Here is a 13,730-nt window from a genome sequence, read left to right on the forward strand (position 1 = left end):
GCGGCGCGGGTATTTCAGCGATTGAAACGGGTTTTACTGGATCTGCCCGTGGCAATGCTTGAATTTCTTGCCCGAACCGCAGTAGCACAGTTCGTTGCGGCCCAGCTTCTGCTCGTTGCGAACCGGGGCGGTGGCGAGGGCCACATCGACCTCTTCACCCAATACTTCCGGTTGCTCCAGACCTGGCGCTTCGGCGTGTTCGAATTGCATGCGGGCGGCCAGTGCTTCGGCTTCCTGACGCAGGCGTTGCTCTTCGGCTTCCGGATCTTCGCGGCGAACCTGAACGTGCGACAGCACACGGATCGAGTCGCGCTTGATCGAATCGAGCAGTTCGGAGAACAGCGTGAACGACTCGCGCTTGTATTCCTGCTTCGGGTTCTTCTGAGCGTAGCCACGCAAGTGGATACCGTGACGCAGGTGATCCATGGTCGACAGGTGGTCTTTCCACAGGTCGTCCAGCACGCGCAGTACGATTTGCTTCTCGAACGAGCGCAGTGCGTCGGCACCGGCCTGGTCTTCTTTCTCGTTGTACGCCGCCATCAGCTCGGTCATGAGCTTCTCGCGCAGGGTTTCTTCGTACAGGTGATCGTCTTCGTCGAGCCATTGCTGGATCGGCAGCTTCACGCCGAAGTCGCTGGCAATCGTCGCTTCCAGACCGGCCACGTCCCACTGCTCTGGCAGCGATTGCGGTGGAATGTGTGCGCTGACGGTGGCGTTGAGCACGTCCTGACGGAAATCGGCAATGGTCTCACCGATGTTGTCAGCGGCCAGCAACGTGTTACGCATGTGATAGATCACTTTACGCTGTTCGTTGTTGACGTCGTCGAACTCGAGCAGTTGCTTACGGATGTCGAAGTTGCGGCCTTCAACCTTGCGCTGCGCCTTCTCGATCGCGTTGGTCACCATGCGGTGTTCGATCGCTTCGCCCGGCTGCATGCCCAAGGCTTTCATGAAGTTCTTCACCCGATCAGAGGCGAAGATACGCATCAGGCTGTCTTCCAGCGACAGGTAGAAGCGGCTCGAACCGGCATCACCCTGACGACCGGCACGGCCACGCAGCTGGTTGTCGATACGACGGGATTCGTGACGCTCGGACGCGATCACCTGCAAACCGCCGGATTCCAGCACTTGCTGGTGACGCTTCTGCCAGTCGGCCTTGATCTGGGCAATCTGCTCAGGGGTCGGGTTTTCCAGCGACGCGACTTCAACTTCCCAGTTACCGCCCAACAGAATGTCGGTACCACGACCGGCCATGTTGGTGGCGATGGTCAGTGCGCCCGGACGACCGGCCTGCGCGATGATCTCGGCTTCTTTTTCGTGGAACTTGGCGTTGAGAACCTTGTGTTCGATGCCTTCCTTCACGAGCAATGCGGACATGTGCTCGGAGGTTTCGATGGTCGCAGTACCCACCAGCACCGGACGACCGGCAGCCATGCTTTCCTTGATATCCGTAACGATCGCCGCGTATTTCTCTTCGGCGGTCAGGAACACCAGGTCGTTGAAGTCTTTACGCGCCAATGGTTTGTTCGGCGGAATGACCATGACTTCCAGACCATAGATCTGGTGGAATTCGAACGCTTCTGTATCGGCCGTACCAGTCATGCCGGACAGCTTGGTGTACAGACGGAAGTAGTTCTGGAACGTGGTCGAAGCCAGGGTCTGGCTCTCGGCCTGGATGTTCAGGCCTTCTTTGGCTTCGATGGCCTGGTGCAGGCCTTCGGACAGACGACGCCCCGGCATGGTACGGCCGGTGTGTTCGTCGACCAGTACGACCTGGCCGTCCTGCACGATGTATTCGATGTTGCGATTGAACAGTTTGTGCGCACGCAGACCGGCATACACGTGGGTCAACAGGCCCAGGTTATGTGCCGAGTACAGGCTCTCGCCTTCAGCCAGGAGGCCGACGCGGGTGAGCATGTCTTCGATGAACTGGTGACCGGCTTCGTTGAGTTCGACCTGACGGGTCTTCTCGTCAACGGTGTAGTGGCCAGCCTTGGTGACTTCGCCTTCGACTTCTTCAACGTGCAGTTCCAGCTGCGGGATCAGTTTATTGATCTCCATGTACAGCTTGGAGCTGTCCTCGGCCTGACCGGAAATGATCAGCGGGGTACGCGCTTCGTCGATGAGGATGGAGTCGACTTCGTCGATCACGGCAAAGTTGAGTTCGCGCTGGAATTTTTCTTCCATGCTGAACGCCATGTTGTCGCGCAGGTAGTCGAAACCGAATTCGTTGTTGGTGCCGTAGGTGATGTCGGCGGCGTACGCCAGACGTTTCTCTTCCGGCGGCTGGAACGGCGTCACGACGCCGACGGTCAGGCCGAGGAATTCATACAGCGGACGCATCCAGTTGGCGTCACGACGCGCCAGGTAGTCGTTCACCGTCACAACGTGCACGCCCTTGCCGGACAGTGCGTTGAGGTAAACGCCCAGCGTTGCCACGAGGGTTTTACCCTCACCGGTGCGCATTTCGGCGATCTTGCCTTCGTGCAAGGTCATGCCACCGACGAGTTGCACGTCGAAGTGGCGCATACCCATGATGCGCTTGCCGGCTTCGCGGGCGACCGCAAAGGCTTCTGGCAACAGCTTGTCGAGGGTTTCCCCTTTGGCGATGCGGGCCTTGAACTCATCGGTCTTGGCGCGCAATTGATCGTCCGAAAGGGCCACCATTTGCTCTTCGAAGGCATTGACGAGCTGCACCGTCTTGAGCATGCGTTTGACTTCACGCTCGTTCTTGCTTCCAAAAAGTTTCTTTAACAAAGGCGCAAACATATCGGCAGGATCTTCCACACTAAAGGGATGGAGGGCGGCCCCGTGAGCGTCGCCCGTGCAGCCCTCATGGCCGCATGCGAACGAGCATTCTACCCGGAAACGGAAGTGAGGAAAGTGGCGATGTTCCACGATGCTGGCACTGCGCTTTGACGGGGCTCACTTAAAATAGGGGCGTTTTGCTCAACTTCAAGTCATACAAGGCAGAAGTTAGTCGTTGATTTAATGGGTAAAGCGGGGGCAAAAGCAATGGGCGAGTGATTTCGGCCTTTCTGCTACCATGGCGTTTCTGTTACTTCAGGTGTTCGATCATGGCATTTCGCCCTCTTACGGCCAGAGCACCCGCCGTTCTCCTGCGCGAAGCCAAGCCGCTCAAAGCCATCCTCGGCCACGCCCAGCGACTGGGTCATTTGCAACGCCTGCTCGAAAGCCAATTGCAACCTGCAGCCCGCGAACACTGCCATGTAGCGTCGTGGCGCGAAGGCAGTCTGTTGCTGATCGTCACTGATGGCCACTGGGCCACACGCCTGCGTTACCAGCAAAAACGCTTGCAGCGGCAATTGCAGATGTTTGATGAGTTCGCCAGTCTGACGCGGATTCTGTTCAAGGTGCAGCCGGCTACAGTGCAGCGCGGGGCGGCCGGGCACACGATGGATTTGTCCACGGATGCGGCGGCTACGATTCAGGCCACGGCGGACGGGATCAGTGATCCGGGATTGCGCGCGGCGTTGGAGCGCCTGGCGGCGCACGCCAAAAACAAATCCTGACAGCTATCAATAATTGTAGGAGTGAGCCTGCTCGCGATAGCGGTGAAACAGTCGACATTGTCGTGACTGGCATACCGCAATCGCGAGCAGGCTCACTCCTACATTAGATCAGCGGCGTTTGCTGCCACCGAGCAATGAGCCCATCAAGCCGCGCACCAATTGCTTACCGAGGTTATTGGCAGCCTGACGCATGGCCGACTTCAACGCCTGCCCTGCCGCCGTACCGAGAAACTCCCCTGCCCTGTCGGCAAGGCTTGGCTCTTCAACCGCTGGCTTGCCGGCGGGTGCCTCGGCCTCAGGCGCCAGGCCTTTACGGCCCATGAGAATTTCATACGCCGATTCACGATCAATCGGCTTGTCATAGCGCCCCTTGAACGGCGAGCCGGCGATCAATACCGTGCGCTCGGTTTCCGTCAGCGGCCCGATCCGCGATTGCGGTGGCGCCACCAGCCCGCGCTGAACCATTTCCGGCGTGCCTTTCTCGGTCAGCGTGCCGACCAGCGCTTCGCCAATCCCCAACTCGGTCAGCACCGACAAACTGTCAAACGCCGGATTCGGCCGGAAGCCGTCCGCCACCGCGCGCAGGGATTTCTGCTCTTTGGCGGTAAAGGCGCGCAAGCCATGCTGGATACGCAGGCCAAGCTGCGCGAGCACGTCATCGGGCAAGTCCGCCGGCGACTGGGTGACGAAATACACGCCAACACCTTTGGAACGAATCAAGCGCACCACTTGCTCCAGCCTTTCCTGCAAGGCCTTCGGCGTATCGCCAAAAAGCAAATGCGCCTCATCGAAAAACAGCGCCAGCAGCGGTTTATCGGCATCGCCGCGCTCCGGCAACTGCTCGAACAACTCAGCCAGCAGCCACAACAGGAACGTCGCGTAGACCTTCGGCGCCTCGTGTACCAGACGACTGGCGTCGAGCAAGTGAATGCGCCCACGGCCATCGGCGGTCGGCTGCAAAATGTCTTCAAGTTGCAGTGCCGGCTCGCCAAACAATGCTTCGGCGCCCTGCTGCTCAAGAATCGCCAGGCGGCGCAACAGCGCCTGACTGGAACCGGTGGTCATCAGCGCCGCGTCTTCGCCCAACAGTTGCGGGTTGTCCTTGAGGTGATTAAGCAGCGCCTTCAGATCTTTCAGATCGAGCAGCAACAGGCCTTCGCGGTCGGCAACTTTGAACGCTGCGTAGAGCGCTGACTGCTGGCTGTCGGTCAGCTCCAGCAGACTGCCGATCAGCAGCGGGCCCATTTCGCTCAACGTGGTGCGCAACGGATGACCGGACTCGCCGTGGATATCCCACAAGGTCACCGGGTACGCCTGCGCTTTGTAATTGAGCCACGGCATCCCGGCAATGCGCTCGGCAACCTTGCCCTGCGGGTTGCCGGCCGCACCGAGGCCGCACAGATCACCCTTGATATCAGCGGCAAACACCGCGACGCCGGCGTCGCTGAACGCCTCGGCCAAACGTTGCAAGGTGACGGTTTTACCGGTACCGGTGGCGCCGGCGACCAGTCCGTGGCGGTTCGCCAGGCGCATGGCCTGACCAATCTGTTGCCCCGCGAGGTCGGCGCCGATTACGAGTTGCGATGAGTCAGGCATTTTGTCACCCAATGGTTAATCTTTGATTCTGCATGGCCGATAAAGAAGAGTGAGAGACCCGACCACAAGTCAGGCCGGACATTTCCCTAAGGAGAGACGGAAATATCAGCTTGTTTTCACCCTTGCCCATTTCGCGCGCCTCTATAAAAGCACGCCCTGGACATTAAGACCTTAGCGGAACCCCAAGCCATGAACAAAAATCTGCGCTTCAGCCATAAAATTTTGCTTGCCGCCGCCCTTATCGTCATTGCCGCCTTCGCCTCGTTTACCTTGTACAACGACTGGCTACAGCGCAACGCGATCCGCGATGACCTGAACAACTATCTCAACGAGATGGGTGAAGTCACCGCCGGCAATATCCAGACCTGGCTCACCGGTCGCATTCTGCTGATCGAGAACGCCGCCCAGAACATCGCCATCAACCCGGAACCGGCCAATGTCGCCAGCCTGCTGGAACAGAAAGCCCTGACGTCGACGTTCATGGCTTCCTACCTCGGCGATGCCACTGGCCACTTCACCATCCGTCCTGATGCGAAGATGCCCGACGGTTTCGATCCACGCGTGCGCCCTTGGTATAAAGGTGCCGAGAGCAGCAGCACCTCGACTTTGACCGAACCGTACATCGACGCTGCCACCGGCCAGTTGATCATTTCCATCGCCACTGCCTCGAAGAAGGCCGGTCAGAGCGTCGGTGTGGTTGGCGGTGACCTGAGTCTGCAATCGCTGGTCGACACCCTCGCCGCGCGGGATTTCGACGGCATGGGTTATGTGTTCCTGATCAGCGCCGATGGCAAGATCCTCGTGCACCCGGACAAGGCTTTGGTGATGAAATCACTCAAGGAAGCCTATCCGCAGGATACCCCGCGCATCAGCAGCGACTTCAGCGAAGTCACCGTTGACGGCAAAACCCGCATCGTCACCTTCGCGCCGATCAAAGGCCTGCCGTCGGTGAACTGGTACATCGGTCTGTCGGTGGACAAGGATCAGGCGTTCGCAATGCTCAGCGAATTCCGCACCTCCGCAGTGATCGCGACAGTCATCGCTGTAGCGATCATCCTCGCGCTGCTCGGTATGCTGATCCGCATTCTGATCCAGCCGCTGCACGTCATGACCCGCGCCATGGAAGACATTGCCGATGGCGAAGGCGACCTGACCAAACGCCTGACCATCGTTAACAACGATGAGTTCGGCGTGCTGGGCACCGCATTCAACCGCTTCGTCGAACGTATTCACGGCTCGATCCGCGAAGTGTCGTCGGCCACCGGGCAAGTCAACGAAGTAGCGCTGCGTGTGGTCGCTGCGTCGAACTCGTCGATGTACAACTCCGATCAGCAAGCTTCGCGCACCAGCAGCGTTGCCGCCGCGATCAACCAGCTCGGCGCCGCCGCGCAGGAAATCGCCCGCAATGCAGCACAAGCGTCGAATCAGGCCAGTGATGCACGCGGCCTCGCCGAAGACGGCCAGCAAGTGGTGGATCGCAGCATCAAAGCGATGAATCAGCTGTCGAGCATGCTCAGCGCGTCGAGCAGCAACATCGAATCGCTGAACAGCAAAACCGTGAACATCGGCCAGATTCTCGAAGTGATCACCAGCATTTCCCAACAGACCAACCTGCTGGCGCTCAACGCGGCGATTGAAGCGGCGCGTGCCGGTGAGGCCGGTCGTGGCTTCGCGGTGGTGGCCGATGAAGTGCGCAACCTGGCGCACCGCACCCAGGAATCGGCGCAGCAAGTGCAAACCATGATCGAGGAGCTACAAGTCGGCGCCCGTGAATCGGTAAGCACGATGAGCGACAGCCAGCGCCACAGTCAGGACAGCGTCGAGATTGCCAACCTCGCCGGGGAGCGCTTGAACAGCGTGACGCAGCGCATTGGCGAGATCGACGGGATGAACCAGTCGGTGGCCACCGCGACCGAGGAGCAGACCGCCGTGGTTGAGTCGATCAACGTCGATATCACCGAGATCAACACGCTGAACCAGGAAGGCGTGGAGAACTTGCAGGCGACATTGCGCGCGTGTTCGGATCTGGAGCAGCAGGCTTCGCGTCTGAAGCAACTGGTTGGCAGCTTCCGTATCTGAAGATCAAGAGCCTTACCCCCTCACCCCAGCCCTCTCCCCCAGGGGGGCGAGGGGAAAGGGAGCCGATCTTCGTGCTGTTCAAAACCTGAGTTCGACTCGGTATTGCACGTCGGCGTAATTCGCTCAAACACCTCGGTCAGTCCCCTCTCCCTCCGGGAGAGGGCTAGGGTGAGGGTGCTCTTCAGCTCTACCGCGCAATCCCGACCGAACATCTATTCTTGATAAAGGTCAACCAAGGGAGAACCACGCAGCGGAGGGATGATCACCGTGCATATCGCCGACATCACCATGTTCTACGCCCCGGCCAGCGGTGGCGTGCGCACTTATCTGGATGCCAAGCATCGCCGGCTGGGAGTCAAACCCGGCATTCGTCACAGCCTGCTGATTCCCGGCGCGCACTTCGGTGAACACGATGGCGTTTATACGGTTCCCGCCCCCGCCCTGCCCTTCGGCAAAGGGTATCGCTTCCCGCTGCGCCTCGCGCCTTGGCGAAATGTCCTGCAGGATTTGCAGCCCGATCTGATCGAAGTCGGCGACCCTTACCTGACGGCCTGGGCCGCACTGGATGCGCGGCGACAACTGGATGTGCCGGTGATCGGCTTTTATCATTCGGATCTGCCGCTGCTGATCGGCAATCGTATGGGGCATTGGGTCACGCCGAATATCGAGGCGTATGTCACCCGGCTCTACGGCAACTTCGACCGGGTACTGGCGCCAAGCCAGGTGATGGCTGACAAACTCAGCGGACTTGGCGTGCGCAATGTCTTCGTGCAGCCCTTGGGCGTGGACCTGCAAACCTTTCATCCTGAAGCGCAGGACCGCAATCTGCGCGCAGAACTGGGCATCGCCGAGGACACGCGCCTGCTGATTTTCGCCGGACGCGGCTCGAAAGAGAAAAACCTGCCAGTGCTGCTCAACTGCATGCGACGCCTCGGCCCGCGTTATCACCTGCTGCTGGTCGGCTCATCGATGCCCGCCGTGGTGCCGGAAAACGTCAGTGTGATCGACGAGTTCTGCCCTGCCTGGCGAGTCGCGCAGTTGATGGCCAGTGCCGACGCACTGGTGCATGCCGGTGATCAGGAAACTTTCGGGCTGGTGATTCTTGAAGCCATGGCCTGCGGCATTCCCGTGGTCGCCGTGGCCGCGGGAGCCTTTGAAGAAATCGTTACTGAGTCATGCGGCCTGCTCTGTGCGCCGAACAACCCGCAGGCGATGGCCAATGCCGTGCGCGAGCTGTTCAGTCGTGGCTGCGTGAGACTTGGCCAACAGGCGCGCGAACATGTAGAGCAGCATTACGCGTGGGATGCGGTGGTCGACAGCCTGCTCAGTCACTATCACGCCGTCCTCGGCCACGCACTGCCACGGGTGGCCAATGGCTGAGTCGATGAATCACCCTGCCGTGTTGCTGGTGCTGCACGATGTGGCGCCCTCGACATGGACGGATTACCAGCCGTTTGTCGCGGCCGTCGACGCAATGGGTCATGTGCCGATGACCTGGCTGGTGGTGCCGGACCTCCATCGACGCAACGCCCTTCAGGCTCACCCGTCGTTTCGTCGAATGCTCGATGAGCGCATCGCCCGTGGCGATGAACTGGCTCTGCACGGCTATTTCCATGACGACCTGGAGCCCGGCCCGACAACCCCGCGTGACTGGTTCATGCGCCGGATCTACACCCATGAAGGCGAGTTCTACGGTCTGCCCCCTGAAACCGCCCTCGCCCGCCTGCGCGCTGGCATCGAGTTGTTTCAGCGCTACGACTGGCCACTGCACGGCTTCGTCGCCCCGGCGTGGCTGATGAGCGACGGCACACGCCAGGCACTGCGCCAATTGCCGCTGAGCTACACCAGTGATCCGCAGTATCTCTACCGCTTGCCGGACTTCACCGCCATCAATGCCCCGGGCCTGGTCTGGAGTGCCCGCAGCGCCTGGCGCCGTGGCTTGTCAAAAATAGTCAGCGAGCAGCGGCAGCAGCGCTGGCGTCAGGCGCCGGTAATTCGGCTAGGCTTGCATCCGGTGGACATGCGCCATCGTTTCTCTCGTGATTACTGGTTGCACACCCTTGAACGATTGCTGGCGGAAGGACGCGTACCGATGACCAAAATGCACTGGCTCGCTCAACAGCGCGGTCTATTGGAACGCGCCGCATGAGTCGCGGCATCCTGTTATTGATCGGCCTGCTCGCGGCAGTGCTGATTCCGGTTGTGCTCGGCGGCAGCGAAACCTGGGTGCGCCTGCAAAGCTTTCCGTTGCAATGGTTGCTGGTGATGTTCGGCATGATCCTGCTGTGCTGGGGCATCAATACCTTGCGTTTGCGTTTGTTGCTCGGCGATCAACGCGACCGCGTCACGCCGCTGAAAAGTCTTGGCGTGGTCATGGCCGCCGAATTCGCTTATTGCGCGACACCCGGTGGCAGTGGCGGGCCGCTGACGATCATGGCCCTGCTGGCCCGATCGGGCGTGCGCCCGGCGCGGGGCAGCGCGGTGTTTGCCATGGATCAGCTCAGCGACTTGCTGTTCTTTCTCTGCGCCCTGAGCGGGATTCTGATTTATGCGCTGTTTCAGCATCTGAGCGATCGACTGGAGTGGCTGCTGACCGTCAGCGCCGTGTCGTTGTTTGGCGGCCTGTTCAGTTGCGTGTTGGTCGCGCGCTACCACCGCGCGTTGATTCGACTGAGCGGGCGTCTGTTGGCAAGGGCCAACGTCAAGGTCAGCACCCGGCGGCGCTGGGCGCGCAAGTTGCTGCACTTTCTCGCGGCTTTTACCGACACGCTGAAGTTGCCCTGGCAGACACTGATCAAGGTCTTTGCGCTGACGTGCGTGCATTGGCTGCTGCGCTACAGCGTGTTGTATCTGGCGGTACGCGGTCTGGGCGCAGACTTGCAGTGGGCCTGGAGTTTTCTGGTGCAGATGCTGTCGCTGGGCGCCGGACAATTCAGCCTGCTGCCGGGCGGCGCGGGGGCGGCGGAACTGACATCGGCGGCACTGTTGGCGCCGATGATCGGGAAATCCACCGCAGCGGCGGCGATTCTGATCTGGCGGGTGGTGACTTACTACTTCTATCTATTGGTGGGTGGCCCGGTGTTTCTGTTGATGTTGGGGCGCCCGTTGCTGAAGAAACTGATGAATGTCAGGCAGGCTTCTTAGCTTCGTCCTGATCCTCTTTGAGTTGTTCCCACAACTCGGCGGCGCCGGGAAATTCGGTGCCATCTTCCGGGCTCATGTCTTCCGGATCGTAGCGGCTCAGGCAACCTTCACCGAGGGTCGCCGGGGCTTTGGATGTGGCTTTGTCCAATGGATCGCTCATGAGCTTTTCCTCGGGTCAGAAACGGCGAAGGGCCTGGAACGATTGAACGCCCAGACCCTTCGTTTTTCAAGCCTGTGTGATTTGAATCAGAACACCACAGTCTTGTTGCCATGCACCAGCACGCGGTCTTCGAGGTGATAGCGCAGGCCACGAGCAAGCACCATCTTCTCGACGTCACGGCCGAAACGCACCATGTCTTCGATGCTGTCACTGTGGCTGACACGGACCACGTCCTGCTCGATGATCGGGCCGGCGTCCAGCTCTTCGGTCACGTAGTGGCAGGTCGCACCGATCAGCTTCACGCCACGCAGCGACGCTTGGTGATACGGCTTGGCGCCGACGAACGACGGCAGGAAGCTGTGGTGAATGTTGATGACTTTATGTGCGTATTCACGGCACATGTCCGGCGGCAGGATTTGCATGTAGCGCGCCAGCACCACCACTTCAGCATCGTGCTGTTTGACCAGCCGCGACACTTCATCGAAGGCCGGTTGCTTGTCCTGCGGATTGACCGGGACGTGGTAATAAGGAATGCCGTGCCATTCGACCATGCTGCGCAGGTCATCGTGGTTGGAAATCACGCAAGAGATTTCGCAGTCCAGTTCATCGCTGTGCCAGCGGTGCAGCAAGTCAGCGAGGCAGTGGGATTCGCGGCTGGCCATCAGCACAACGCGCTTTTTCTGCTCGGTGTCGGTGATGCGCCAGTCCATCGAGAACTCTTCGGCGATCGGCGCAAACTTCTCGCGCAACACTTCAATACCGAAAGGCAGCGAATCGGCACGAATCTCGTGACGCATGAAGAACCAGCCCACTTGATTGTCCGAGTGGTGGCTCGCTTCGGTGATCCAGCCGTTGTGGGCTGCCAGAAAATTACTGACTTTGGCAACAATGCCAACGCGGTCCGGGCAAGAAATCACCAGGCGGAAAGTGCGCATGAGGGGGAAACTCCAGAACTTCGCAAAGGCCGCCATTCTAGCGGCTGCGCGGGAAAACTGCAGTATTGATCAGCACGGCCCCGCTCAGGCTCGGCGCTACGGATGCTTGACGGGGTGATCGTCCACCTGACAGTGATCCCGTGGTATCGCTTGATCAGACAACTGTGAATATCTGTGATGACTGGGTCACACTATTTAACTGAATATTCAATAGATGGCAGTTTCTCGTAACTAATTTAAATAAAAACTCCGGTTAAATGTTTACTTGATGAAACAGCCTGACTATTATTGCGGCACTGTCCCCCTGCCATTCAGCACTCTACTAAGGTAGTAATCATGTCCTTGATCAACGAATACCGCGCCACCGAAGAAGCTATCAAAGAGCTGCAAGCCCGTTTGAAGAACCTGTCGCAAGACGACAAACTGCAAGCCGAGCTGGAATTCGAAGGCAAACTGCGCACCCTGATGGGCGAATACTCCAAGTCCCTGCGTGACATCATCGCGCTGCTGGACCCGGAAGCAAAAACCAAAGCAGTACGCGGCGGCGCAGTAAAAACTACCGGCACCAAGCGTGCCCGCAAAGTTAAACAATACAAAAACCCGCACAACGGCGAAGTCATCGAAACCAAAGGTGGCAACCACAAAACTCTGAAAGAGTGGAAAGCCAAGTGGGGCGGTGACGTGGTTGAAGGCTGGGCTACCCTGCTGGGCTAAGCCGCAACGCTTTCGCAGAGCGATCCGCGAAAAAACAAACGCCAGCGAATGCTGGCGTTTTTTTATGCACGGCATTTAAGCCCGGTCATGTTCGATTTCAAAGATTCAAACGTTTGCGCAATGCCTGGACATAATTCTGCCATTCATTGAGCACCTCACTCTGCAGCGGCGTGGCATTAAGTGACCATTGCTCTGCTGCCTCGCTAAAAGACTTCAAGGTATTCGGCGCGCCGTATTCAGGTGCGGACAACCGCTGCTGACAAAATATTCTCCAGCGTTCTTGCTCTTCGAAATTCAACGTCTCGGGAAAGTTACGCGCGCGATATCGAAAGAGTAATTCGGGCAAACGTTCGTCATCGAAAGGCCATTGCTCTTGCGCTAGTTGTGCCGGGTCGGCGCTCCTCACTTGCTCACATAGACGGCGGTCGCGATCACCGATAAATCCGTCGTACAACTGTTGTTCGGGATCCTCGCTCGGCGTGAAATCTTCGCTGGCATAAATTGCCGCAACTTTATCTTTCCAAACTTGTTGTGCGTCAGTTAGCCGCAGCGCTCGCTGTTGATACAGCGCCATGTCCAGCCCCAGACGCTGCTGATCCTGCGCGCGCAAAACCGCAAGCGGCGCCACCACCGGGCAACGGTTGATGTGAATCAGCTTGAGCGGCACCGGCAACTCGCCTTCCAGCAAGTCATCGCTACGCGTGTACAAACGCTGGCGCAGGGTTTGCGCGTCGAGATCCAGCAAACCCTGTGGGTCGAGGTGCAGGTCACAGACGATCAGTGCATTACGGTTTTTCGGGTGCCAGGCCAGTGGCAGCACCACGCCGACATAACTGCGTGCCGCCGAGAAACGCCCTGAAATATGCACCAGTGGCTGCAACAGGCGAATCTGGTCCATGACTTTCTGCTTGCTGCGCAACTGAAACAGCCAGTCATACAGCTTCGGCTGCTTTTCGCGGATCAACCGCGCCAGTGCGATGGTGGCGCGCACGTCTGACAAGGCTTCGTGGGCGTGACCATGATCGATATTGTTCGCCGCCGTCAGGCGTTCGAGCTTGAGCGTCACCCGGCCTTCGTCATCGGTCGGCCAGACCAGACCGTCAGGACGCAACGCATAGGCGGCGCGTACCACATCGATCAGATCCCAACGGCTGTTGCCGCCCTGCCACTCCCGCGCGTAGGGGTCGAAGAAGTTGCGATACAGGCTGTAGCGGGTCATCTCGTCGTCGAAACGCAGCGTGTTGTATCCCGCGCCGCAGGTGCCGGGGGCGGCCAGCTGAGCGTGAACCCGCGTCATGAAGTCCGCTTCGCTCAAACCCTTTTCGGCGAGCTGGCTCGGGGTGATGCCGGTGATCGCGCACGCCGCCGGATGCGGCAGGATGTCTTCACTGGGCTGGCAGTAGAGATTCACCGGCTCGTCGATCTCGTTGAGCGCATGATCGGTGCGAATCCCGGCCACCTGCAACGGGCGATCGTTGCGCGGATTGATGCCAGTGGTTTCGTAGTCGTACCAGAAGATTGAAGTCACGGGCGGTTCCTGAACTGAAGATCGGCGAAGTCTAGGCGCTC

Annotated in this window: 11 protein-coding genes and 1 pseudogene; 7 read left to right on the forward strand and 5 right to left on the reverse strand. The window is 59.2% G+C overall.

The window, feature by feature from the left end:
• Positions 1 to 33 precede the first annotated feature (33 nt).
• Entirely contained in the window at positions 34 to 2,769 is a 2,736-nt protein-coding gene (secA, locus tag AB4N44_RS10705; RefSeq protein WP_127929527.1) for a preprotein translocase subunit SecA, read from the reverse strand.
• Between the two features lie 308 nt (positions 2,770 to 3,077).
• Here secA and AB4N44_RS10710 point away from each other — a divergent pair, with 308 nt between their 5' ends.
• Positions 3,078 to 3,533, forward strand: coding sequence for a DUF721 domain-containing protein (locus AB4N44_RS10710; RefSeq protein ID WP_460108978.1), 456 nt, complete (start codon positions 3,078 to 3,080; stop codon positions 3,531 to 3,533).
• A gap of 108 nt (positions 3,534 to 3,641) precedes the next feature.
• Here AB4N44_RS10710 and AB4N44_RS10715 read toward each other — a convergent pair whose 3' ends face one another.
• Positions 3,642 to 5,129, reverse strand: a complete 1,488-nt coding sequence (locus tag AB4N44_RS10715) for a helicase HerA-like domain-containing protein (RefSeq protein WP_127929529.1) — start codon at positions 5,127 to 5,129, stop codon at positions 3,642 to 3,644.
• Positions 5,130 to 5,462: 333 nt separating this feature from the next.
• On the opposite strand from AB4N44_RS10715, the pseudogene AB4N44_RS10720 reads away from it, so the two are divergent.
• The 5 genes and pseudogenes from AB4N44_RS10720 to AB4N44_RS10740 all read left to right on the forward strand — a co-directional run.
• Positions 5,463 to 6,302: pseudogene (locus AB4N44_RS10720) on the forward strand (HAMP domain-containing protein); the annotation flags it as partial.
• Between the two features lie 141 nt (positions 6,303 to 6,443).
• Entirely contained in the window at positions 6,444 to 7,208 is a 765-nt protein-coding gene (locus AB4N44_RS10725) for a methyl-accepting chemotaxis protein (protein ID WP_371043227.1), read from the forward strand.
• Positions 7,209 to 7,475: 267 nt separating this feature from the next.
• A complete protein-coding gene (locus AB4N44_RS10730) occupies positions 7,476 to 8,588 on the forward strand; it encodes a glycosyltransferase family 4 protein (protein WP_150750520.1) in 1,113 nt (370 codons plus the stop codon).
• On the forward strand, positions 8,581 to 9,357 hold the full coding sequence (locus tag AB4N44_RS10735) for a DUF2334 domain-containing protein (protein WP_150750366.1): 777 nt from the start codon (positions 8,581 to 8,583) through the stop codon (positions 9,355 to 9,357). Before AB4N44_RS10730 ends, AB4N44_RS10735 begins: the two co-directional genes overlap by 8 nt.
• Positions 9,354 to 10,352, forward strand: a complete 999-nt coding sequence (locus tag AB4N44_RS10740; protein ID WP_160041573.1) for a lysylphosphatidylglycerol synthase transmembrane domain-containing protein — start codon at positions 9,354 to 9,356, stop codon at positions 10,350 to 10,352. Before AB4N44_RS10735 ends, AB4N44_RS10740 begins: the two co-directional genes overlap by 4 nt.
• Here AB4N44_RS10740 and AB4N44_RS10745 read toward each other — a convergent pair.
• Together AB4N44_RS10745 and purU are read right to left on the reverse strand one after the other, a co-directional pair.
• Complete coding sequence (locus tag AB4N44_RS10745; RefSeq protein ID WP_174245079.1) at positions 10,336 to 10,512, reverse strand: hypothetical protein; 177 nt, start codon at positions 10,510 to 10,512, stop codon at positions 10,336 to 10,338. The two genes, AB4N44_RS10740 and AB4N44_RS10745, sit on opposite strands and share 17 nt — an antisense overlap.
• Before the next feature lie 86 nt (positions 10,513 to 10,598).
• Positions 10,599 to 11,447 (reverse strand): formyltetrahydrofolate deformylase, encoded by an 849-nt coding sequence (gene purU / locus AB4N44_RS10750; protein ID WP_007912774.1) that lies wholly within the window; start codon positions 11,445 to 11,447, stop codon positions 10,599 to 10,601.
• Positions 11,448 to 11,783: 336 nt separating this feature from the next.
• On the opposite strand from purU, the gene mvaT reads away from it, so the two are divergent.
• On the forward strand, positions 11,784 to 12,161 hold the full coding sequence (mvaT, locus tag AB4N44_RS10755; RefSeq protein WP_007912775.1) for a histone-like nucleoid-structuring protein MvaT: 378 nt from the start codon (positions 11,784 to 11,786) through the stop codon (positions 12,159 to 12,161).
• A gap of 97 nt (positions 12,162 to 12,258) precedes the next feature.
• Here the strand turns inward: mvaT and sbcB are convergent, their stop codons facing one another.
• Positions 12,259 to 13,689 (reverse strand): exodeoxyribonuclease I, encoded by a 1,431-nt coding sequence (sbcB, locus tag AB4N44_RS10760; protein ID WP_460108975.1) that lies wholly within the window; start codon positions 13,687 to 13,689, stop codon positions 12,259 to 12,261.
• Between the last annotated feature and the right edge of the window lie 41 nt (positions 13,690 to 13,730).

It is taken from the genome of Pseudomonas sp. S3_C06 (assembly GCF_054667675.1).

Excerpts from the sequence above, each read along its gene's own strand:
- secA (WP_127929527.1), bottom strand. The coding sequence starts at position 2,769 with ATGTTTGCGCCTTTGTTAAAGAAACTTTTTGGAAGCAAGAACGAGCGT.
- AB4N44_RS10710 (WP_460108978.1), top strand. The coding sequence starts at position 3,078 with ATGGCATTTCGCCCTCTTACGGCCAGAGCACCCGCCGTTCTCCTGCGC.
- AB4N44_RS10715 (WP_127929529.1), bottom strand. The coding sequence starts at position 5,129 with ATGCCTGACTCATCGCAACTCGTAATCGGCGCCGACCTCGCGGGGCAA.
- AB4N44_RS10725 (WP_371043227.1), top strand. The coding sequence starts at position 6,444 with ATGTACAACTCCGATCAGCAAGCTTCGCGCACCAGCAGCGTTGCCGCC.
- AB4N44_RS10735 (WP_150750366.1), top strand. The coding sequence starts at position 8,581 with ATGGCTGAGTCGATGAATCACCCTGCCGTGTTGCTGGTGCTGCACGAT.
- AB4N44_RS10740 (WP_160041573.1), top strand. The coding sequence starts at position 9,354 with ATGAGTCGCGGCATCCTGTTATTGATCGGCCTGCTCGCGGCAGTGCTG.
- AB4N44_RS10745 (WP_174245079.1), bottom strand. The coding sequence starts at position 10,512 with ATGAGCGATCCATTGGACAAAGCCACATCCAAAGCCCCGGCGACCCTC.
- purU (WP_007912774.1), bottom strand. The coding sequence starts at position 11,447 with ATGCGCACTTTCCGCCTGGTGATTTCTTGCCCGGACCGCGTTGGCATT.
- mvaT (WP_007912775.1), top strand. The coding sequence starts at position 11,784 with ATGTCCTTGATCAACGAATACCGCGCCACCGAAGAAGCTATCAAAGAG.